General features: G+C 35.8%; 18 protein-coding genes and 1 pseudogene. 13 read left to right on the top strand and 6 right to left on the bottom strand.

Annotation, left to right across the window (positions count from 1 at the left end; all coding sequences use genetic code 11):
• The first annotated feature begins 23 nt into the window (after positions 1-23).
• From RBU59_RS07735 to RBU59_RS07725, 3 genes are all read left to right on the top strand, one after another.
• Entirely contained in the window at positions 24-2279 is a 2256-nt protein-coding gene (locus RBU59_RS07735) for an ABC transporter ATP-binding protein (protein ID WP_308147302.1), read from the top strand.
• Between the two features lie 37 nt (positions 2280-2316).
• A complete protein-coding gene (locus RBU59_RS07730) occupies positions 2317-4134 on the top strand; it encodes an ABC transporter ATP-binding protein (RefSeq protein ID WP_308148558.1) in 1818 nt (605 codons plus the stop codon).
• Between the two features lie 157 nt (positions 4135-4291).
• Positions 4292-4462 (top strand): hypothetical protein, encoded by a 171-nt coding sequence (locus RBU59_RS07725; protein ID WP_308147301.1) that lies wholly within the window; start codon positions 4292-4294, stop codon positions 4460-4462.
• A 4-nt stretch (positions 4463-4466) separates the two neighbouring features.
• Here RBU59_RS07725 and RBU59_RS07720 read toward each other — a convergent pair whose 3' ends face one another.
• Both RBU59_RS07720 and RBU59_RS07715 read right to left on the bottom strand, forming a co-directional pair.
• A complete protein-coding gene (locus RBU59_RS07720; RefSeq protein ID WP_308147300.1) occupies positions 4467-5039 on the bottom strand; it encodes a chromate transporter in 573 nt (190 codons plus the stop codon).
• Between the two features lie 33 nt (positions 5040-5072).
• Positions 5073-5639 (bottom strand): chromate transporter, encoded by a 567-nt coding sequence (locus RBU59_RS07715; protein ID WP_308147299.1) that lies wholly within the window; start codon positions 5637-5639, stop codon positions 5073-5075.
• A 316-nt stretch (positions 5640-5955) separates the two neighbouring features.
• Here RBU59_RS07715 and RBU59_RS07710 point away from each other — a divergent pair, with 316 nt between their 5' ends.
• Positions 5956-6552, top strand: coding sequence for a DJ-1/PfpI family protein (locus tag RBU59_RS07710; protein WP_308147298.1), 597 nt, complete (start codon positions 5956-5958; stop codon positions 6550-6552).
• 141 nt (positions 6553-6693) lie between these two features.
• Here RBU59_RS07710 and RBU59_RS07705 read toward each other — a convergent pair whose 3' ends face one another.
• Positions 6694-7458, bottom strand: coding sequence for a MerR family transcriptional regulator (locus tag RBU59_RS07705; RefSeq protein WP_308147297.1), 765 nt, complete (start codon positions 7456-7458; stop codon positions 6694-6696).
• A 362-nt stretch (positions 7459-7820) separates the two neighbouring features.
• On the opposite strand from RBU59_RS07705, the gene RBU59_RS07700 reads away from it, so the two are divergent.
• Entirely contained in the window at positions 7821-9149 is a 1329-nt protein-coding gene (locus RBU59_RS07700) for an MATE family efflux transporter (protein ID WP_308147296.1), read from the top strand.
• A 159-nt stretch (positions 9150-9308) separates the two neighbouring features.
• Here RBU59_RS07700 and RBU59_RS07695 read toward each other — a convergent pair whose 3' ends face one another.
• Positions 9309-9908 carry a TetR/AcrR family transcriptional regulator gene (locus tag RBU59_RS07695; RefSeq protein WP_308147295.1) on the bottom strand — a complete coding sequence of 200 codons (600 nt, stop codon included), beginning with the start codon at positions 9906-9908 and terminating at the stop codon, positions 9309-9311.
• Between the two features lie 147 nt (positions 9909-10055).
• On the opposite strand from RBU59_RS07695, the gene RBU59_RS07690 reads away from it, so the two are divergent.
• Positions 10056-10592 carry a nitroreductase family protein gene (locus RBU59_RS07690; protein ID WP_308147294.1) on the top strand — a complete coding sequence of 179 codons (537 nt, stop codon included), beginning with the start codon at positions 10056-10058 and terminating at the stop codon, positions 10590-10592.
• Between the two features lie 161 nt (positions 10593-10753).
• Here the strand turns inward: RBU59_RS07690 and RBU59_RS07685 are convergent, their stop codons facing one another.
• The gene (locus RBU59_RS07685; RefSeq protein WP_308147293.1) at positions 10754-12511 is read right to left on the bottom strand and encodes a M3 family oligoendopeptidase; all 1758 of its coding nucleotides are present in this window, start codon (positions 12509-12511) and stop codon (positions 10754-10756) included.
• Between the two features lie 308 nt (positions 12512-12819).
• Here RBU59_RS07685 and RBU59_RS07680 point away from each other — a divergent pair.
• Positions 12820-13902 (top strand): annotated as a pseudogene (locus tag RBU59_RS07680) (M23 family metallopeptidase); the annotation flags it as partial.
• A gap of 371 nt (positions 13903-14273) precedes the next feature.
• Here the strand turns inward: RBU59_RS07680 and RBU59_RS07675 are convergent.
• On the bottom strand, positions 14274-14840 hold the full coding sequence (locus RBU59_RS07675; protein WP_308147291.1) for a hydrolase: 567 nt from the start codon (positions 14838-14840) through the stop codon (positions 14274-14276).
• A gap of 242 nt (positions 14841-15082) precedes the next feature.
• Here RBU59_RS07675 and RBU59_RS07670 point away from each other — a divergent pair, with 242 nt between their 5' ends.
• The 6 genes from RBU59_RS07670 to RBU59_RS07645 all read left to right on the top strand — a co-directional run bounded on the left by RBU59_RS07670 (position 15083) and on the right by RBU59_RS07645 (position 22912).
• Entirely contained in the window at positions 15083-16180 is a 1098-nt protein-coding gene (locus RBU59_RS07670; RefSeq protein WP_308147290.1) for a KamA family radical SAM protein, read from the top strand.
• Between the two features lie 63 nt (positions 16181-16243).
• The gene (locus RBU59_RS07665; protein WP_308147289.1) at positions 16244-17104 is read left to right on the top strand and encodes a serine hydrolase; all 861 of its coding nucleotides are present in this window, start codon (positions 16244-16246) and stop codon (positions 17102-17104) included.
• Between the two features lie 60 nt (positions 17105-17164).
• A complete protein-coding gene (locus RBU59_RS07660) occupies positions 17165-18247 on the top strand; it encodes a dipeptide epimerase (RefSeq protein WP_308147288.1) in 1083 nt (360 codons plus the stop codon).
• Between the two features lie 577 nt (positions 18248-18824).
• A complete protein-coding gene (locus RBU59_RS07655) occupies positions 18825-20711 on the top strand; it encodes a peptide ABC transporter substrate-binding protein (protein ID WP_308147287.1) in 1887 nt (628 codons plus the stop codon).
• A gap of 267 nt (positions 20712-20978) precedes the next feature.
• Complete coding sequence (locus RBU59_RS07650) at positions 20979-21920, top strand: ABC transporter permease (protein WP_308147286.1); 942 nt, start codon at positions 20979-20981, stop codon at positions 21918-21920.
• Positions 21920-22912, top strand: coding sequence for an ABC transporter permease (locus RBU59_RS07645; protein ID WP_308147285.1), 993 nt, complete (start codon positions 21920-21922; stop codon positions 22910-22912). The genes RBU59_RS07650 and RBU59_RS07645 overlap by 1 nt, the downstream gene beginning before the upstream one ends.
• The last annotated feature ends 12 nt before the right edge of the window (positions 22913-22924 follow it).

Here is a 22924-nt window from a genome sequence, read left to right as displayed (position 1 = left end):
AAATAGATTTGAAAGGAGTTAGCATGCTTAAAATTGTAAAATTACTGAAGTCATCTGTTGGTCCACTTATTATAGTTATTGCATTATTAGCATTACAGGCATTTTGTGACTTATCGCTGCCTGCTTATACCTCCGATATTGTTGATATCGGTATACAACAGGGAGGTATAAAAAACGCAGTTCCTACAGTTATCCGTGAGAATGAGATGAATAACCTTTTATTCACTATGGATGCAGCTAGCAGGAAAACGGTAGAGGTTTCCTATGAATTAATATCGAAGGATACCCTAGCTGATAAGGAGTATCAGAATTATCTGAAGAAATATCCTGAGTTAGCAAATGAAGTCTTATATAAATTAAATAAAGATAGTATTACAGATACTGAGACAGAGAATCAATTAAATAGCATTATGTCAAGAGCATTTCTACTGGTTACCACCTTAAACAGTGATTCCGATCAGGTGAAACCTTTAAAACAGCAGATAACTGCTAAACTTCCGGCTGAAATGGCTGATTTAAGCTTAATGGAAATACTAACAAAAATTCCGGAGGAACAATCCAAACAGATTCTTTCATCCATCGAAGAAAAAATATCTGCCATGCCGGAATCAATATTAAAACAGGGTGCGATCTCTGCTGTAAAGGCAGAATACAAAGCGATAGGAATTGATACCGGTGAATTACAGACAAATTATATTTTCCTGGCCGGTGCTAAGATGCTTGGACTGGCATTATTAGCTATGATTTCGACTATCCTGGTAGGCTTTTTGGCGTCCCGTATTGCAGCAGGTTTAGGCAGGGATTTAAGAGGAAGAGTATTTAAGAAAGTTGTCAGTTTCTCCAATTCTGAGTTTGACAAATTTTCAACTGCATCCCTTATAACCAGAAGCACAAATGATATACAGCAAGTTCAAATGACTTTAGTGTTTCTGATCCGAATCGTAATATATTCACCTATATTAGCAATCGGTGGTATTGTAAAAGTTTTAAATACCAATGTTTCTATGACCTGGATTATTGCATTAGCGGTTTTTTTAATATTATGTCTGGTTGGCACATTGTTTGCGGTTGCTATGCCTAAGTTTAAATTAATGCAGAAATTAATTGACAGGCTGAATTTGGTAACCCGTGAAATTTTAACAGGATTGTCAGTAATTCGTGCTTTTAATAAAGAAAAACAGGAAGAAAAAAGATTTGATATTGCCAATCAGGATTTAACACAAACCAGTTTATTTGTAAACCGTGTTATGACTTTTATGATGCCGCTTATGATGTTTATTATGAATGGTATTACCGTGTTAATTATCTGGAGCGGCGGCAAAGGAATCGATCAGGGAACGATGCAGGTTGGTGATCTGATGGCATTTATTCAATATACCATGCAGATCATTATGTCTTTCTTAATGCTGTCCATGATTTCCATTATGCTTCCGAGAGCTTCCGTATCAGCATCCCGTATTATGGAAGTAATTGATACGGATTTAACGATACATGATCCGGCAAAAGCGGAGCAGTTTAGATCGGATAAAATAGGTTATGTAGAATTTGACCATGTTTCATTTCGTTATCCCAAGGCAGATGATGATGTATTATCTGACATCACTTTTACTGCAAAACCAGGTGAGACCACGGCTATTATAGGCAGTACCGGCAGTGGTAAGTCAACACTGGTACAACTGATTCCAAGATTTTTTGATGTGACCCAAGGAAGCATCAAAGTTAACGGAGTAGATATCAGAGAAGTAAATCAGCATCAATTGAGAAATAAATTAGGTTATGTACCGCAAAAAGGTGTTCTTTTTTCAGGAACCATTGATTCCAATTTAAGATATGGCAAACAAGATGCCACAGAGGATGAAATTAATCGTTCGGCCAGAATTGCTCAGGCTCTTGACTTTATTGAAGAAAAACCGGATAAATTTGAAGCAGCAATTTCACAGGGCGGAGGGAATGTATCCGGAGGTCAGAAGCAGAGATTATCCATTGCAAGAGCGATTGCCAAAGATCCTGAAATCTATATATTTGATGACAGCTTTTCAGCGTTGGATTATAAAACAGATGTTACACTTAGGAAAGCACTAAAAACTGAAATCGGTAACAGTACTGTAATTATTGTTGCTCAAAGAATCAGTACAATTATACATGCAGATCAGATTCTGGTATTAGACGATGGAAAAATAGTTGGTAAAGGAACTCATAAAGAATTACTGAAAGATTGTGAAGTTTATAAACAGATTGCTTCATCACAGCTGTCAAAGGAGGAATTAACATATGAGTAATGAAAGCAATAATAAACATCCTGCCAGAAAAAGTTCCATGGGACGCGGACCTATGGGAGGCGGCCAATTGGGTGCTGCAGGTGAGAAAGCAAAGAATTTTAAGGAGTCCATTAAAAAATTGGCAATATTTATGAGCCGATATAAAATAGGGTTTTTGTTTGTAGTTATATTTGCTATCGGCAGTACAGTATTTGGTATTGTAGGCCCTAAAATACTTGGTAATGTAACTACGGATTTGTTTGAAGGACTGATGAATAAAATTAATAGAACCGGTGGTATTGATTTTAGCAGTATCGGAAGAACTCTTTTAATACTATTAAGTTTGTATGTAATCAGTATGTTGTTTTCATTTATACAGGGCTTTATCATGACTGACATTTCACAGAAAGTTACTTATCAGTTCAGAAAAGAGATTTCTGAGAAAATCAACCGGATGCCGATGAATTATTTTGAAACAAAAACGCATGGTGAAGTGCTATCCAGAGTTACCAATGATGTGGATACATTAAGTCAGAGTTTAAATCAGAGTATTACGCAAATCATTACATCGGTTACTATGATTATCGGTATTTTATACATGATGCTGACCATTAGTTTTACCATGACATTGGTTGCTGTTCTTACGTTACCTTTATCAGCAGGACTTATTGGATATATTATTAAAAAATCGCAGATTTACTTTAAACAGCAGCAGGAATATTTAGGTCATGTAAACGGTCAGGTGGAAGAAGTTTATGGCGGTCATAATATAGTGAAAGCATTTAATGGCGAAGATAAAGTAATTGAAGATTTTGATAAGGCAAATAATACACTTTATCATTCAGCCTGGAAGTCTCAATTTCTCTCCGGAATGATGCATCCAATTATGGCTTTTGTAGGTAATATCGGTTATGTAGCTGTAGCTATCTTAGGTGGATATCTGGTAGTGAAAGACCGGATTAAAGTCGGTGATATTCAATCGTTTATACAATATGTAAGAAGTTTTAACCAGCCGATTGCACAAATTGCGCAAGTTTCGGCACAAATACAGCAAACCGCAGCGGCAGCGGAACGCGTATTTGAATTTTTAGAAGAAGAGGAAGAACAGATAGCAGTTAATCCGGTACAGACGGAGAATATAAGCAGTAATGTTGAATTTAACCATGTTAAGTTTGGTTATAATCCTGATAAGATTATTATTAAAGATTTCTCTGCACAAATTAAACCGGGTCAGAAAATAGCTATCGTTGGACCAACCGGTGCTGGTAAAACGACAATGGTTAAGCTATTAATGCGTTTTTATGACGTGAATGAAGGTGAAATCTTAATCGATGGTTTTAACATCAAAGATTTTAACCGGGGTGAATTAAGACAGCTGTTTGGTATGGTTTTACAGGAAACCTGGTTATTTAACGGTACAATTATGGAAAATATCCGGTACGGCAAAAGCGGTGCTACGGATGAAGAAGTTATAGCGGCAGCGAAAGCAGCTCATGCACATCATTTTATATCCACTCTTCCGGATGGTTACAATATGGTTTTAAATGAAGAAGCAAGTAATGTTTCGCAAGGCCAAAAACAGTTATTAACCATAGCAAGAGCTATTTTGGCGGATCCTAAGATTCTGATCTTAGATGAAGCAACCAGTTCCGTAGATACCCGAACAGAAATAAGAATCCAGAAAGCAATGGATAACTTAATGAAAGGCAGAACAAGTTTTGTTATTGCACACAGACTTTCAACGATTCGAGATGCGGATTTAATACTTGTTATGAAAGACGGAGATATTGTAGAACAGGGGAATCATGAAGAACTTCTTCTAAAAGATGGATTTTATGCAAGTCTTTATAATTCCCAGTTTGAACAGACAGCTTAATAAATAGAGAGAGTAAAAAATACCAATAATTATTTGTGTTATTGGTATTTTTTGGTATAATGAAATTAAGATATTAGATTCTAAAAAGTCAAAGATCCGAAATAAGTAAGTCAGAACATCATAAATGAAAAATTGATCATTGGATGGAGGTATATTAATGGATAAAAACAAAAATATTTTAGTAATGATCATATGCTTATTTGGAGGTATCATCATAGGGTTTTTTATAGCACCCATTAAGCAAGGTATTGGAAATAACTGTGGGAATCAACATTACTATAATAAAAATCCGGAGAATGCTGAGGATAAAGATTCAAATATTAATTGAAAATTCAACCATTTATAGGCAGCAGATAAATGGTCAGTCTTATGATACCGGATCCAAGCATTACAAAGATGGGGTTTACTTTATATTTTCTTAAAATAAATAAGCTGATACCAAACAGAATAACCGATACTGCATTTACATCAGCAGGATTTAGGGTTATTCCTTTATCACCCCAGAAGGTCAGGGTTAAAATGGATAACCCCGCGGATGCAATCAGTGCGGTAACAGCGGGATGTAATCCTTTTAATATTCCCTGGACCATATTAAGTTTTTTATATTTTCTGTATAAAATTGCAAGAAATACGACAATTATAGTGGATGGAAGTATACAGCCAAGGGTAGCCATAAAAGCACCGAATAATCCGCCTGCCTGCATTCCCACAAACGTGGAGGCATTAATTGCTATCGGCCCCGGAGTCATACCTGAAATAGTTATTAAATCCGAGTACTCTGTCATAGTCAGCCATTTGTTAATCTCTACAACCTGGTTCTGTATCAAAGGTAATGAAGCATAACCTCCGCCAATACTAAATAAACCGATTTGAAAAAAACTGATTAATAATTTTATATATAACAATTGTTACACTCCGTTCATTTGTTTATTTTTATTTTATTTCTTATTTAGCTTGCTGCAATATAGAACAGTCAGAGCACCGATTGTCCCGCAGACAAGTATAATGTAGATAACATTAATATGAAAAAAGTAAGCAGCAATAAATGCTGCAAACATTACAATAACGGATATTGACTCTTTTTCTTTCACGATACTGTTTCCCATAGATAGTATTACATCTATGATAACTGCAGCAATACCAGCCTGCATTCCCTTTAATACGGCGTTAATATAAGGATTATCACGGAAAGCAATATAAAACGAAGAGATTATGGACAATATTATAAACGGAGGTAAAACAGTGCCTAAGACAGTTGTCAGAACACCGGGGAGGCCTGCCATACGATATCCCATCAGGATGGAGGCATTTACAGCGATTGGTCCGGGAGAGGATTGAGCAATTGCCATTAAATCTAACATTTCTTTTTCTTCTATCCACTTCAGGTCCTCTACAAATTTTTTTCTCATTAAAGGTACGATTACATAACCGCCTCCAACGGTAAATGCACTTATCGTAAAAGTTGAAAAAAATAGTTTACGGTATATGATCCATTTTTTGTTCATATGTTTACCAAACATATCCTATAGGATATTGCCACTAAAGTTCTAAGTAACTTTTTGGCATACCTTTCCTTATTATTTTTAATCATAGACACATTCTTAATATCACTATTATTCCCGATCCGATAAAAATTTTACACCTTGTTAAAAGATAATAATAAGAGTATTATCTCATTAGATAGTAATGAGTCAGTTACAGAATTTAATCGTATCAAGAATTAAAACAGGCAAATGCGAAAATTAATTTATGGTATATTTATAAATAATAATAGTTTAACCAATTGACTAAAGGACTCCATAATAGAGAGGATGGGAAGCTATGAATATTAATATTATCCTGTTTCACGATTTTGAAACTTTAGATGTTTTTGGTCCGGTAGAGGTATTGGGTAAATTACCAGAGGAATACAAGATAAAATTTTATTCACCGGAGGGTGGGATAGTTATAAGCAGCCAGGGTACACAGGTTGTTACAGAACCGCTTAATACAATGGAAAAACAGAGTATTCTTATAATTCCGGGAGGGCAGGGTACCAGAGAACTGGTGTCTAATGAGGAGTTCATTTATCAATTAAAGAATATAGCTGAGCAGTCCCTTTTCTGTCTAACTGTATGTACCGGATCAGCGTTATTGGCCAAAACCGGATTGTTAAAGAATCGAAGAGCAACATCCAATAAAAATGCCTTTCAGTGGGTGATGTCAGTTGATATGGAGGTATATTGGATAAAAAAAGCGAGATGGGTAACAGATGGTAAATATTACACTTCATCGGGGGTATCCGCCGGTATGGATATGGCTTTGGGATTTGTAGCAGACCAATTTGGATTGGGCAAAGCAAAAGAAATAGCGCAAAGGATAGAATATATATGGAATTCAGATCGGGACAATGATATTTTTGCCGGAGATGAGATATAAATATTTAATGGTATGCCAGGATAATAAAGATTTCCTGGCATACCATTATTCAAGAGTTAGGATTAAGCATATTTTCTTACATCAATATAAACTAGTAAAAAATCGTAATCACAAGTTTATCCTGGTTATTTAAGTGTCAATTTAATTCTTGGTACCAGTATAAATAAAAATAGCATCTCTTAAGAACTTGGCGGTACCTGGTTGTTCTTTATCATAATATGCGGTAAAACGTTCATCATCTACATACATTTGCGCTATCCCGGCATGTGCTTCCCCTGAATAACTATCCCAATAAAAGCACAGCCATTTCCGGTGAAGATCCGCAACTTCCTGGGACAGTTCACCAGCCGGGTCCCCGGTTTTATATGCTTCTTTTAATTTTAAGTTTATTTCTTCCGCTAATTTTGATACCGTTTCATATTCTTCTTCCGTCATATTTTTGATTTTTCGATTCGATTTCTCTACGGTTTCTTTACCGTATTTTTCACGGATTTCTTTACCGTATTTTTTTTCATTTTCATCTATAAGAGTCTGTTTAAATCCTTCAAATTTTTCTTTATCCGACATGATTGTTCTCCCTTCGGTTACAGCTATTGTTTTTTCAACATTAGCAATTAATTGGTTAAGTTGTTCTCTCTTTTCAAGAAGTTTTTCATGGTGTTCCCTTAACGCTTTGGCTCCATCAAAGGATGGTGCAGTTACAATATCACTGATATCGTTAAGATTAACTCCCAATTCCCTGTAGAATAGTATCTGTTGTAAACGGTTTACCTCAGAGGTCCCGTAAATACGATACCCGGAGGAATTAATTCTTGCAGGTTTTAAAAGTCCGATCTCGTCGTAATACCTGAGAGTTCTTGTACTGACTCCTGCCATATTCGCTAATTTTTGAACCGTATATTCCATAAAAATCTCCTCTCTTTTTGTAATAACGTCTCTTGTAATAAAATCAGAGATTGCTTTACTTTAAGAATCATCGATGTATTCTTGCAAGTTTTATCATAGACTATTACGCTGCGTAAATGTCAATACTTTTATATTTTTTATTTTAATTATTTTAATATTAAGATATTGTCCTGTGCTTCCTGTTTGATTCTATATCCCCAATTTTATACACCTGAAGATAGTATTCTGTGGGTATGTTATATCTATCTAATAATTATACAATATAAAACATTGTTTAAAATATTCCATTATGATATGATACAAAACGTAACGTAAATTTTAGGCTCAGTTCGTAAATCATGCAGACTACCGAGGAGAAGAGCATGTTCACTAATAAACAACTATATAAACTCATTATTCCACTTATTATAGAGCAGCTTTTGGCCGTAACCGTAGGTATGGTAAATATTATAATGGTAGCAAGAGCCGGAGAAGTAGCAGTTTCGGGTGTATCCTTGGTGGACACATTGAATGTATTACTCATTACAATATTTTCATCTCTGGCAACAGGGGGAGCAGTCGTAGCCGCTCAATACCTCGGTCACAAAGAAACGGATAATGCCTGTAAATCAGCGAAACAATTATTACTTATTTCTACTCTGATATCACTTATTATTATGATTTTCTCTTTAATAGGTAATTATTATATACTAAGGACTATTTATGGCGATATCGATGCGGCAGTAATGAAAAATGCAAGAATTTATTTCTATGTAACATCGTTTTCATTCCCTTTTTTAGCAATTTATAATTCCTGTGCGGCTTTGTTTCGAGTTATGGGAAATTCAAAAATTTCCATGTACGCATCACTGATTATGAATGTCATTAACATAGTTGGAAGTGCTGTTCTGGTTATGGGATTTCATATGGGGGTTATGGGTGTTTCTATACCTGCCTTATTAGCCCGAATTTCTGCTGCTTTAATTATGCTCTTTTTGATTCGCAATAAAAAGAATCCGATCTATATTAATCATGTTATGAGGTTAGAATTAGACATACCAATGATTAAACGTATCTTACAAATAGGTGTTCCGAATGGAATTGAGAATGGTATATTTCAAATAGGGAAAATTTTAGTGCAGGGCCTCACTGCCAGTTTTGGTACGGTTGCTATGTCTGCAAATGCTGTTGCACAGACCATTGCCGGACTTGAAATTATTCCAGGTAACGGTATAGGGCTTGCGATGATTACGGTAGTAGGACAGTGTGTAGGTGCAGGGGATTACGTACAAGCGAAGAAATACACGATTAAATTGCTGAAACTTACATATATCATAATGTTGATACTTAACATAGGAATTATTTTATTAAGATATCCAATTGTTAATATCTTTAATTTATCATCGGAGACGAACGCACTTACCTTACAGCTGATTGTTTATCATAGTATCTGCTGTTGTACCATATGGCCGGTTGCCTTTTCTTTACCCAATGCCATCCGGGCTGCAAATGATGTAAAATATACCATGGTCATTTCAATTATTTCCATGTGGTTATGGAGAATCGGTTTCAGTTATATCTTAGCTGACTTTTTAAAGCTTGGTGTGTTGGGCGTATGGATTGCCATGACAATTGATTGGTTGTTTAGGGCGATCTGCTTTTTGGTTCGATTTATTAACGGTAAATGGAAACTTCATTCTTTTATACATTAATGAATTTTTATATATTTAGAGTTTTGCTACAATTCAATCACAACCTTTAACAGACTAAGGACTAGTGAGTATAAGACTTGTACGTTTTCAAGTTCCCATTGACTGTTGCAAAAAGATTAGGTCAAAATAGATGCAGCTTGCCTGCATCATTATATGGATCTATGCACTCAGCAGATAGAATATGGATTTTTTTATTTGAGTTTCCAGGACTTTATAATTTAACTTGTCGTGTGGAAAAGAGGATTTTTCGCGGCATAACGCATCTATCAATATGCAGGATGCATAGACCTTTTCCGACAGGTCTTCAAAAAAGATGTTATTCCTGTTCAAAATATTAACAATTTCTAATACAAATTCAACTTCAAAATCACAAAAGTAGTGATTAATTTTTTCGTCTTCCATCATTACCATTCTTAATTGAGCTAAAGCCTGATTTGACGAGGCATATACTTCAATATAGATCGTAACCCATCTATCAATAAACGTGGAAAGACAAAACGGCTGCTGAGAATCTTCTAATCTTTCATGCAAAACATGTGAAAATGAATTGATGTACTGCTCAAATGCAGCAATATAGATGTCCCGTTTATCCTTGAAATAACTGTATAACGCACCGATCGATACATTAGCTTGTTTCGCAATTTCAATTGTATTTGTTCCATGATATCCTTTTTCGCAAAACAGTTCGAATCCAACTTCTGCAATTTTGTTCTTTTTCTCCATGGATCGTTTTTGGACTGGTTTTCGTATTTCTTTCACTCGTCTCACCTCCAGTATAATTATATAGGTTCATAGATGGAAAATCAATAGAATGCGAACTTTTATTCGCATTCTATTGACGGAGAATTATTTTAATGTTATTATAAGAATATGAATCTTTATTCGTATTTGTATGGAGGGAATAAAATGGACTTTTTTGAATTAGCAAAAGCACGTTGTACCACACGTGGATTTACAGACGAAAAAATCTCAAAGACAGATTTGGATAGAATACTGTCTGTTGGTCGTGTTGCGCCTTCGGCCTGCAACCGGCAGCCGCAACGAATTATAGTTGTTCAAACCCCGGAGAATTTAACTAAGGTGCAGGAAGCGTATCAGACATTTGGCTCACAAAACGTTCTGATTATATGCCGGGATACAAGAAATGAACTAATACGTCCATTTGACCAGAAATGTTCAGGAGATTTAGATATTGGTATTATTTGTGACCACATGATGCTGGCAGCAAGAGAATTGAACATTGGAAGCGTAATGGTTGGTTTGTTTGACCCAAATATAATCCGAAAAAAATTTTATATTCCGGAATACATAGAACCGACTGCATTGCTTTTCTTGGGGTATCCCAAGAAAGGATTTTTAAATCCAGATCGTCATAGCGTAGAAAGAAAACCAATCTCTCATACTGTGATGTACGAAAGTTATACTGAAACAGTGAATGAATAGGGGCCGAATGGCGAAACAAATAGAAAGAGGGTATTGCTCCATCACTCTGTTTTAGTGATTTTGCGACACCCTCTTCTTAACACTTATTTTTGGTCTCAATATTTAATACAACCTTTAATTGTAAACATTCGATATTATAAATAAATCAGAAATAGTTAATATTAATAATTACTTAATTCCATAAACAAGTCGATGGAATCAGAAACAGTCTCAAGGCTTTGTCTCCAGAAATCCGGGTTAGTCAAATCGATATTCGCCATAAGAGCAACATCTTCGACGGAACTTACTGTTGTTGCATTCAGTAAGGCACGGTATTTTGGCACAAATGCGGCACCCTCTTCCTGATACTGAGCGTATAATCCCCTTGCAAATAATCCGCCGAAAGCATAAGGAAAGTTATAGAAATTCATGGAATCACTGTAATAGTGACTCTTGCAGATCCACATAAACGGATGCAGTTGTGAGTGGTCAAGTCCATTACCATAGGCTTCTTTCTGGGCGTTTAGCATCATTTCTTCTAATGTCGGTGAAAATAAAAAGGCTTCTTTGCGTTTTTCAAATACTGCGCTTTCAAATAAAAAGCGGGAATAAATGTCACAGATAATCTGAGTAACATCCTGTAGCTGACTTTCTACAAGTGCTAGTTTTTCCTGACCTTCTGCCTCTTTTATTGCTGCATTCATAATAACTGTTTCATTAAAAGTTGAAGCGGTTTCCGCAACCGGCATGGAATAATCCCAATTTAGCGGCAAATGCTCCTGTATATTAAGCCCATGATAGGCATGACCCAGTTCGTGGGCTAAAGTAACCACATCACTTAAAGTACCGTCAAAATTAGTTAAAATACGACTTTGCTTTACATATGGGAGATTATCGCAGTAAGCACCGCCCACTTTTCCGGCATGTGGATAGAAATCAATCCATTCCTTATCAAAAGCTTCTTCAATCATATCTGCCAAATCATCTGCAAATCCACGAAAATGAGAAACTAAATATTTCTTAGCTTCCTCTGTAGTAAAAGTACGGCTGGATTCGCCAAGGGGAGCGAATAATTCATACCAGGGAAGTCCGTTTTGATGTCCCAGAATTTCAGCTTTTCTTCTAAGATAAGCATGAAATTTTGGCAAATATTCTTTAATTGCGGTAAACATAGCAGTAAGAGTTTCCTGTTTCATTTTAGACTGAATCAGAGTCATGGATAAAGCAGATTCATAACCTCTTAAATCAACGATGGTGTTCACCTGGGATTTTAAATTATTTAAGGAAAATGCGACCGAATCTTTTATCTTATGATAAGAAGCTAATTCTGCTTCATATGCACTTTTTCTTACAGTGGGATCACTGTTGTATGCTAGATTACGTATGGCAGGAAGGGTAGTTTTTTCGCCGTTATAATCTACCTCAAGGGTTGAGGTTAGATATTGCTGCATCATCGACCAGGCAGAACCGGCTGATAAATTCAGCCTGGCAATTACCTCCTCCACCTCATCACTTAATGCATATTTGGAGTCTTTTTTAATTTCCTGTAAATAATAGTTATAACCTTTTAATTTTTCATTTGTTTCAATTAACTGATCCAATTTTTCGGCTTTTGCGATATATTTTTTAATCATAGCGATTTCTTTTGATAAGGTACTGTCAAGTTCTTCAACCTTGCCGAGTAGCGCAGTTGTTTCACTATCCGTTGTATCAGTGGATTGACGAAGAAATAGGTATGAGCTTAATTTACTTGCAAGTACGGTATAGTCCTCAAGGTAAGAGACTAATTCCGGAACTGCAATTTCTTCCGTATGTTCCTTTAGTGTTTTTACATATCCTTTGATTGTCTGGATTAAATCTTTAAATTTCTCTAAATCGCTTTGAAAAGCCTCATCCTGATATCCTTTATAAAGCACATCTAATGACCATTCTGAATTCATGGTAACCTCTTTCCAGGGGGTATTATATAACCAAAATACTGGTTCATAGCCCCTTATCCTATAATTTTTAACTGTACTCTTAATTATAGCATATTTTTCCAAACTGAAAAGATGTTTATTTAGTAAAGATAGAAAATTGATTAGGAATCATTTTTTCAGGTGAATATTCCGTTATTATTTTTTGTTCGGAATTAGGATACGTAAGTTATAATATTTATTGGTAAAATAAATAATCTTTATTTGAGACAGGGAATTTTTGCACACCATAAATCATAAAATTATATTACAGTTTATATGTGAGGGTGCTCATGATTAAAAGGGTTAAAATCAAATATGGAATAATAGGTGAACTTATCATATTATTTGCTCTGGTTTCCTATATGTTTTATGAAAATATGGATGGATCTATAGGTGCTTTTTTTCCTAATTCCGAGACGAAAGAATATATAAAATGGGTAGACTTTGATGTCTGTTCTTCTGCCATGGGAAAAGCCTATGAATATGATGTTGAATCCCAGAAGCAGGATGTGAAGCTGAACTGGATTGAACTGTTAGCATACTTGGGAACCAGATATGGAGGAGACTTTTCCAGGTACAAAGAAAAAGATTTAAATGCATTAGTCCAAAAACTTCAAAGCAAGGAAGAAAGCATCGGTTCACTGACAGAAGAACTTAAATACTATAATTATTATTATGAGGCCTATAGTGCGGTACTCGGTGGCTTTGTAGGTGAATATGAGATACAGGTACCAAAAGAAAGCAGCACAGAAGAAAAGAAGGAAAACAGCACAGAAAACAACACGGAAGAAAACACTCAGGAAAAAGTCTGGGTAAAAAAATACGGGCTGAAAGCCTTTTTACCTATTGCAAAATATTTTCCATACAGCGATTATGATGATTTTGGAGTATCCAGAAGTTACGGTTATAAGAGAAGACATCTTGGTCATGATATGATGGGGCAGACAGGCACTCCTGTCATTGCCGTAGAATCCGGATATGTGGAAGCTTTAGGCTGGAACCAATATGGAGGCTGGCGAATCGGTATTCGCAGCTTTGATGGCAAACGGTATTATTATTATGCTCATTTGAGAAAAAATTTCCCGTATAATAAATCCTTAGCAGTGGGAGGTATAGTTCAGGCGGGAGATGTAATCGGATATCTTGGCAGGACTGGTTACAGCGCCAATGAAAATGTCAATAATATAGATACACCTCATCTCCATTTTGGTATGCAGTTGATTTTTGATGAATCGCAAAAAGAGGGATATAATGAAATCTGGGTAGACTGTTATGATATTGTTAAGTTTTTATACCGTAACCGTTCAGAAACTGTTAAAAATATGGAGACAAAAGAATGGAACCGGATTTATGAGATAAAAGATCCGGCTGTGGATTATTATATTAAAAATAAAGATAAAATTAAAAATACAAATATAAAGCATAATACGGATGAATCGTCTCCTGGTGAAATGAAAGAAGAAAACCAGGGTATCACCCCGGACAATAACAGTAAAGAAGAAAACCAGAGTAACACTCCGGACAATAACAGTAAAGAAAAGAATCAGGGAAACACACAAGAAAATAAAAATCAAGATGGAAACTAGGGAAATATAGATCAAGATGAATTCAGGGAAATATACAGTAAAATAATAAACCTATAGATTAAAAATAAACCTGCGTAAAACGATACAGTAACATTGTTTAACATATAATACGGACAGCGGTAGACAAAAGAGAATACCGCTGTCCGTATTATATTTCATTAAATTTCCATATCCGGTATCAGACTTCTCATAGCCAGTATGGTCTTATCAATTAATTCACTTACTTCCCATCCCAGCATATTAGCCCCATTATTTATAACTTCCCTGGAGCATCCGGCAGCAAAATTGACAGTTTTATATTTTTTCATAACCGATTTCACTTCCAGATCCGATACGCTTTTAGAAGGACGCATGATAGCGACGGCGCCGATTAAACCGGTTAATTCATCCACTGCATACAATACTTTCTCCATAAATAATTCCGGTTTTATATCTACAGTAATACCATAGCCATGGCTGGCAGTGGCTCTTATAATACCCTCATCCAGACCAAGGCCTTTCATTAATTCCTGGCTTTTAATACAATGCTCTTCAGGATAAAGTTCAAAATCCAGATCGTGGAGCATACCGACTACTTTCCAATAATCTACTTTGCCTGGGTCATACTCTTTTGCAAAATAACCCATAACACCGGAAACAATTTTTCCATGTTTTAAATGGAACTCATCCTTATTATATTGCTTCAATAAATCATATGCTTCTAAGACAGTTGGGATATAACTCATTTTTTTCTCCTATCCATTCGTATTTTTCTTCAGTTGTGTGTGTTGGTTTGTCCATATCTTATATCTTTATGAAAATATTGTCAACTGCTATGAATTGCCGGATAGAATAAGGATACCAGCAGCAAATTGCCATAATTAACAGATTTCCTAAATTTGACAGTATTTATAAATATGTGTTAAACTAAATTGTAACCTTACGGCTGCTGCAGTTATTTCAGCACTTTATATTTAGGAGGTAATAAATGGATTGGGCCAAAGAACTTGAGCAGAATGTAACAACGGTAGAAGAGTTGGAAGAAAAATTGAAACATCATTTTACAGAGGAAGAAAAGAAAAAACTGAATGAGATTATTGATACTTATCCTATGTCTGTAACACGCTTTTATTTATCTCTGATTGATTTAAATGATGAGAAAGATCCGATACGCAGAATGTGTATCCCATCCATAAGCGAAACGGATATGAATGGTAGCCTGGATACAAGCGGTGAATCAGATAATACGGTTGTAACCGGCCTGCAGCATAAATATAAGCAAACAGCCTTAATTTTATCAACAAATCAATGTGCCATGTATTGCAGGTTTTGCTTCAGGAAAAGACTGGTAGGTCAGAGCAGTACAGAAATTATCAAACATATGGATGATATTATATCATATATAAATAATCAAAAAGGGATTAGTAATGTATTAATTTCGGGTGGGGATTCATTATTAAATACGAATAGCACAATCAAGAATTATTTAGACAAGCTATCGGCAATTGAGCATCTTGATTTTATTCGTTTCGGAACTAGAGTTCCAATCACTTTTCCAATGAGAATTTATGAGGATAACGAGCTTTTGAAGCTTTTAAGGGAATATAACGACAAGAAAAAAATATATATTATTACTCATTTTAATCATCCGAATGAAATGACGGAATCGTCCCATAGGGCAATTAAAGCATTAATTGACTGCGGAATCATTATAAAAAATCAGACGGTTTTATTAAAAGGAGTGAATGACGATTCTTATATATTGGCAGAATTAATTGATAAAATGACAGCTTGGGGTATCATCCCTTATTATATATTTCAATGCCGTCCGGTTGCAGGTGTCAAGAACCAGTTCCAGTTACCGCTTATAAAGGGATATAAAATTGTAGAAGAGGCAAAGGCAAGATTAAATGGACAAGGTAAGTGTTTTCGATATGTTTTGTCAAACAGAAACGGTAAAGTAGAGATTCTGGGTATTTTAAAAGAGAATACGATGCTTTTTAAATATCACGAATCGAAAGAAGAATCCAATTATGGGAGAGTATTTATGAAATCGGTGGAGAAGGATCAGTGCTGGATTGATTGACAAAAATGCATAATTATAATAGTTTATGAAAGGATATTGACATTACAAAGAGTATTTACTATAATGTTTACAACAAACAAGGGAGTAGTCGGGGGGATTACTCCCTTATTTATAACAGGAGTAATTACTACTGTTAATGAATGTGGAGAGGTAATACACATGAAAGAGAAATTATTAGAACAGTTGAAATCCCTGAAAGGTGACGTGAGTTTCTATTATAAAAATCTAATAACCGGAGAAGCCATAGGGTTTAACGAGAAGATACCTTTACAGGCAGCGAGTGTCATTAAAATTCCTATTTTAATTGAAGCTTTCTTAAGAATATCAGAGGGAACCATACAGAAAGAGGATTTATTTACAATAAAAAAAGAAGATAAATTACCATCCTGCGGTGCTTTGAATTATATGCATGACGACTTAAATGTTACTTTTGAAGATCTATATACGCTGATGATTATATTAAGTGATAATACTGCAACCAACCTTTTAATAAAACAGCTTGGTATGGATAAAATCAATTATACCATGCAGAATTTAGGGTTAAAGCAGACGAAACTAAACCGTCTGCTGTTTGATGCAAAGCAGTCTGCATTAGGAATTGAGAATTATATTTCAGCAGGTGAGATGGGATATCTGTTAGAAAAAATGTATTTCGGAGAATTAATATCCCCTGAAGCATCTTTAGAAATGCTAAGAATACTTAAAAATCAACGATTAAACGGTAAAATTCCATTTTATATTCATGGCAGGGCAGATATAGCACATAAAACCGGTGAAGATGACGGAATTACCCATGATGTTGGCATAGTTTACGCACCGCAGCCATTTGTGGTTTGCTTTTGCAGTAATAATGTTGATGTACCTGTCTATGAGCGGTTAATGCAGGAGGTAACCCTTGAACTTGTGGAAATGCAGGATAAGTAAAAAGTTAAATATAGGAGTAAAAAATATATCAAAGCCTTAAGAGGCGCATGGAGATTACATATGTTTATCAAAAATATTGAAATCGGCGAGATCTTTATTCCACTGGCAAGACCATTTAAAACGGCTCTCAGAACGGTTAATAATGTAGAAGATATTGTAATTAAGATTGAAACAGATACGGGACTTACCGGTTTTGGGGAAGCACCGCCCACGGCTGTAATAACAGGAGATACCAAAGGCTCTATTGTAACAGCTGTCAGGGATTTTATCACACCTGCCCTGGTGGGAATGGAGCTTGATAATCTGGATGGAATTTTTAATAAATTAAATACTTGTATCGTGAAGAATACATCAGCCAAAGCAGCGGTAGATATGGCTGTTTATGATCTATATGCAAAACAGCATAATACTCCTCTTTATAAGTTACTGGGAGGAAATAAGAATCTGGTAGAAACGGATATTACAATCAGTGTAAATCCAATACCGGAAATGGTTGCGGATAGTCTGGATGCTGTGAATCACGGATTTAACATCTTAAAAATAAAGGTAGGCAAAGAGGGATTAATGGATGTGGAACGCATCCGCGCCATTAGAGAAGCAGTCGGGTCCGAGATAAAAATCAGAGTTGATGCCAATCAAGGCTGGAATGCAAAACAAGCTGTTCAGATCATTACGGCGATGGAAGAGAAAGGACTTAATATAGAATTAGTAGAACAACCCGTTTCGGCACATGACTTTAAAGGAATGCAGTATGTTACAAGCCATGTTACAACACCGATTTTAGCAGATGAAAGTGTGTTTTCGGCAGAAGATGCAATCAATCTAATACAAAAAGGCGGTGCTGATCTGATTAATATAAAACTTATGAAGACCGGTGGTATCTATAATGCCTTAAAAATATGTGATATTGCAGAAATTTATGGTGTGGAATGTATGATTGGCTGCATGTTGGAGGGCAAACTTTCCGTCAGTGCGGCAGCACATCTGGCAGCGGCCAAAGGGGTAATTACAAAAGCAGATTTAGATGGTCCGTCTCTTTGTAAAATAGATCCATTTACCGGAGGACCGCTATATGAAGAAAATTTGATTCGTATGAATGAAACACCGGGCATTGGAATTATAGAAGTTCCGGGATTAAACTGATAGTTATTAAATGTGCGTTTTCTTCCAGTGAATCCAACGAACTCCAACAAAGCCGGATTACACTTTGTACTTGAATCAGCAAGCCGGATAATGTATACTTGTCTTGAGTATATCTGCATACGTGTATCCTATTTGCCGATTTGCTGTTTAAAGAAAATTACATTTATCACACCATAGAGTTTAACTATCTGTGTGTTTGTTACAATTTTAATCATAAACTACATATCATCTTTCAATAGATACAGCATTTATTGCAATATTTATAGCATTATCAAAGTATTTTTTTAAAATAATGTTTTGTAAAATGATAGTAAGGAAGTTAAATCACATGGCTTCTACAGGGCTGTAAATGGTGGTTAATATTCCAAAGGAAGGTACTATTAGTCAAAAGGTTTTAGACCTATTCCAGAGAAACTGCAGGGCGGGTTTTTGTTTAATGCTTTGCCGCGTTAATTTCTTATCATAATATAGAATACTCGTATTTGACTGATAAAGCAATACGTATTAGGAAGAGTAAGAATATATCTATATGAAAATTTAATAGAATTGAGTAATTTGAAAAAAGAGGAGGAAATTTATGAAGAAAAAATTAGTAGCTTTAGCAGTAGGCCTTTCTCTCATTGCATCTGTATTTTCAGGCTGCGGTAAAAAAGGCGGATCGGATGATTCCGTGTATCGGAGGTTATATGCCAGTGAGGTAACCACTATGAATTATCTGGTGACAGATAAAGAAAATGAATACCAGATTGGAGCCAATGTTATTGATACTTTAGTGGAATATGATAATTTAGGACAATTACAGCCATCTCTGGCAGAATCCTGGGCGATGAGTGAGGATGGTCTTACTTATACCTTTAAGCTTCGTCAGGGCCAGAAGTGGTATGACTACGAAGGCAATGAAATGGGAGATGTTACTGCGAATGACTTTGTAAGTGCAGCAAAATATCTGTTAACGCCTACGTATGAAAGTGGTACAGTTCAAAATTTATTTGGTGTTATTAAAAACGCAGATGAATATTATAACAGCCAGGTTACCGATGATCCGGAAACCGAAGAAGTTGAGGGCAACAACCTGGATATTGATTTTTCCGAAGTTGGTGTTAAGGCACTTGATGATTATACTTTGCAGTATACCTTGGCACAGCCTACACCATATTTCTTATCTTCATTAACCTATGTATGTTATATGCCTGCTTACGGACCATTATTAGATCAATTAGGTACGGAATTCGGTACGGATAACACAAAGATGTATTATAACGGAGCTTATATTCTAAGTGAATTTGCGCCTCAGGAAAAGCATGTTTATACTAAGAACACACATTACTGGGATGCAGATAAGGTATATATAACCAAAATAGAAGAAACTTACAATTCGGAAGCATTAACTCTTGCACCTATTATGGCTGAGAATAATGAAATAGATTATGCTGAGATTGGTGCAGATATAGCGGATGACTGGTTATCAGATTCTAATAGATCACAAATGGTAAGTAAGATGCGTATGAAGACATCCTATTCCTATTTTTACAGCTTTAATTTTGATCCTAAGTTTGATGCAGAATATGAGCCGGATAACTGGAAACTGGCAGTCAATAATGAAGATTTCCGTCAATCCTTAAAAGCAGGATTAGATCGTATTAAAGCGCTCACCATCAGTGAACCGAAAGATCCTAAAGCACGTCTTAGTAACACGATTAATCCAGCTAACTTCGTTGATTTAGACGGTAAGGATTATGCGGAATTCGGTGATCTTGCTGCTATCACAAGCGGAGACAGTTTTGATGAAAAGGCTGCTTTATCCTATAAGGAGAAAGCAATGACGGAATTGAAAGCAGAAGGGGTTACATTCCCGGTTAAGGTTTTAATGCCTTATAATCCGACTACCACCAACTGGGATAAAGAATGTGTCGTAGTAGAACAGCAGATGGAAGCATTACTTGGAAAAGATTATATTGATATTATTGTGGAAGCAGGCCCGGGAACAGACTTCTTATCCCAGGTACGCCGTGTCGGTAAGTATGCATTTATGTTATGTAACTGGGGTGCGGACTATGCGGATCCTCAGACCTGGACGGATCCTTTCACAGCTGAAAACTCCTACAATTTTATGGATATTGCCATGAAGAATGGGGATGGGGTAGCGGATACCGTGAAAGAATATTATTCCTTAGTAGATGCTGCCAAGGCAATACCGATTGATATGAATGCAAGATATGAAGCGTTTGCCAAAGCGGAAGCATATTTGATACAACATGCTATGGTAGTACCATACTCCATAAGCAGTACTTATTATGTGGTAGATAAGAAGAATGTATATGAAGGGCAGTATGCTCCTTTCGGTGTATCCATATTACGTTATAAAGGACAGCATCTGTTAGATAAACCAATGTCTCTGGATGAATTTAATAAAGCTCAGGATGATTGGAGGGCAGCTCGTGAAAAACTTGCCACGAAGAAATAATCGGTTAAAGTAAATAAAATTCAAGAAAGAGGTTGTCCCATGGTGGTTTACAACCACCATGGGACGATTTTTTATTACTCTGTTAAGCAATGGGATTGACAAAAAAGACAGGTTCATATTTCAATCATATTGTCTAGCGGAGTAAAAATGATTCATAAACATTATTTAATCATAAAGCCAAAGTGCTTTTACATCATATTTATCCGATTTAAGTCTAACCGGTAAATCAACAATTATCTTTCTAAAAAAAGAAAAAGGAGCTGTACAATGATAAAATATCTTGCCAAAAGATTAGTACGATCTGTTATTACATTAATTATTATTATATCGATTGTATTTATGTTGCTTCGTTTGATGCCTATAGAGGGGTATTTTCAAAATTTTGATAAACTCACAAAAGAACAGATTCATACGGGTATCATAAATATGGGATTGGATAAACCTGTTGTGATACAGCTAAAGAATTTCTTTATTCAACTATTACACGGGGATCTGGGAGTATCCCGTATCTACCGTGCTAACGTTCCCATAACTAAGATTTTAGCCGGAAAAATTCCCATTTCATTGACTCTTGGCGGAATATCTTTATTCCTATCCCTGGTAGTAGGTATTCCTCTTGGTACTTTAATGGCAAGGTCTAAAGGCAGGTTCTGGGACAAGTTCGGAACCGCTTTTATTGTATTTATTCAGGCTGTACCGGCTGCCGTATATTATTTATTTATTCAGGTATACGGACATGATATCTTTGGTTTTTCCATGTTATTTAACAAGGATAATTTTGCATCCTGGATATTACCTATCATCTCTTTATCTTTAGGCAATATTGCTTATTATTCTATGTGGCTGCGCCGATATATGGTGGATGAGAGTAATAAGGATTATGTAAAACTTGCAGTTGCCAAAGGTGTTTCCAGTAAGAATATTATGATGAAGCATATCTTTCGTAATGCATTTGTCCCCATGATACAATATTTGCCCAGTTCATTTTTAAATACAATAGTTGGTTCTATTTATGTAGAATCATTATATAGTGTACCAGGTATGGGAGGACTTTTGGTGGATGTAGTAAAACGTCAGGATAATACCATGGTACAGGCAATTGTTATTCTTTTCGCCTGTGTTGGTATTCTTGGTCTAATTCTTGGTGATGTATTAATGACCATCATAGATCCCAGAATCAGTTTCAGTAAAAAAGGAGGTGCCCGCTAGTGACGATATTAGGACATAAATCCGTTAAGTTAGAGAACAGTATAATTGAAACAGCAAAAGGGGCACAGGACGATTTATTTGAATTTGCGGAATATGATGAAAGCTCAGCGGAAAAAGCGGGGTATTCCAATTATTCCTATTGGAAAAGCACGCTGCAGGCATTTTTACATAATAAACTGGCTTTAATTTTACTTGGTGTAATTCTATTTATTTTACTATTTACCTGTATCCAGCCTTTTTTACCAGGTCAGATCGATCCGAATCTGGTTAATAATGATGTAAGCGGAATGCAGATCAGCAATCATAAACCGGACTCAAAATTCTGGTTTGGAACCAATTCCATCGGACAGGATTTATGGAGTCGTGTATGGGCAGGTACCCGTACTTCCATTACCATTGGTTTTTTAGTTGCATTGATTGAAGCAATTGTTGGGATTACCGTTGGTGTCTTATGGGGTTATGTCCGTAAGTTAGACTTTATTTTTACGGAAATATATAATGTTTTGGATAATATACCATCTACAATTGTATTAATTTTATTTTCTTATGTTATGAAACCGAGTGTTATCAGTTTAATTATTGGTATGAGTCTTACCAGATGGATTGGTATGGCAAGGTTTATCCGTAACCAGATTCTGATAATCAGGGACAGAGATTATAACTTAGCTTCCCGTTGTCTTGGGACACCCACAAGAAGAATTGTAATAAAGAACCTCTTGCCATACCTGGTCTCTGTTATTATGCTTCGTATGGCGTTAGCAATCCCGGAAGCAATCGGAAGTGAGGTGTTTATCACTTATATCGGATTAGGATTACCGGTTGAGATACCAAGCCTTGGTAACCTGATAACAACAGGACGTAATTTACTTGCAAGCGCTGCGCTGCGTTATCAGTTAATCTTTCCGACCGTAGTATTATCTATTGTCACTATTTCATTTTATATCATCGGAAATGCCTTTGCAGATGCTGCAGATCCGAAAAATCATGTATAGGAGGCATTCAAT

Source organism: Anaerocolumna sp. MB42-C2, from assembly GCF_030913705.1.
Lineage (GTDB): Bacteria > Bacillota > Clostridia > Lachnospirales > Lachnospiraceae > Anaerocolumna.
Note: the sequence above shows the minus strand (reverse complement) of the source record. Positions and strands in the feature narration are given on the sequence as shown.

Coding starts and splice junctions, on each gene's coding strand:
- RBU59_RS07735 (WP_308147302.1), top strand. CDS start 24: ATGCTTAAAATTGTAAAATTACTGAAGTCATCTGTTGGTCCACTTATT.
- RBU59_RS07730 (WP_308148558.1), top strand. CDS start 2,317: ATGGGACGCGGACCTATGGGAGGCGGCCAATTGGGTGCTGCAGGTGAG.
- RBU59_RS07725 (WP_308147301.1), top strand. CDS start 4,292: ATGGATAAAAACAAAAATATTTTAGTAATGATCATATGCTTATTTGGA.
- RBU59_RS07715 (WP_308147299.1), bottom strand. CDS start 5,639: ATGAACAAAAAATGGATCATATACCGTAAACTATTTTTTTCAACTTTT.
- RBU59_RS07710 (WP_308147298.1), top strand. CDS start 5,956: ATGAATATTAATATTATCCTGTTTCACGATTTTGAAACTTTAGATGTT.
- RBU59_RS07705 (WP_308147297.1), bottom strand. CDS start 7,458: ATGGAATATACGGTTCAAAAATTAGCGAATATGGCAGGAGTCAGTACA.
- RBU59_RS07700 (WP_308147296.1), top strand. CDS start 7,821: ATGTTCACTAATAAACAACTATATAAACTCATTATTCCACTTATTATA.
- RBU59_RS07690 (WP_308147294.1), top strand. CDS start 10,056: ATGGACTTTTTTGAATTAGCAAAAGCACGTTGTACCACACGTGGATTT.
- RBU59_RS07685 (WP_308147293.1), bottom strand. CDS start 12,511: ATGAATTCAGAATGGTCATTAGATGTGCTTTATAAAGGATATCAGGAT.
- RBU59_RS07675 (WP_308147291.1), bottom strand. CDS start 14,840: ATGAGTTATATCCCAACTGTCTTAGAAGCATATGATTTATTGAAGCAA.
- RBU59_RS07670 (WP_308147290.1), top strand. CDS start 15,083: ATGGATTGGGCCAAAGAACTTGAGCAGAATGTAACAACGGTAGAAGAG.
- RBU59_RS07665 (WP_308147289.1), top strand. CDS start 16,244: ATGTTTACAACAAACAAGGGAGTAGTCGGGGGGATTACTCCCTTATTT.
- RBU59_RS07660 (WP_308147288.1), top strand. CDS start 17,165: ATGTTTATCAAAAATATTGAAATCGGCGAGATCTTTATTCCACTGGCA.
- RBU59_RS07655 (WP_308147287.1), top strand. CDS start 18,825: ATGAAGAAAAAATTAGTAGCTTTAGCAGTAGGCCTTTCTCTCATTGCA.
- RBU59_RS07650 (WP_308147286.1), top strand. CDS start 20,979: ATGATAAAATATCTTGCCAAAAGATTAGTACGATCTGTTATTACATTA.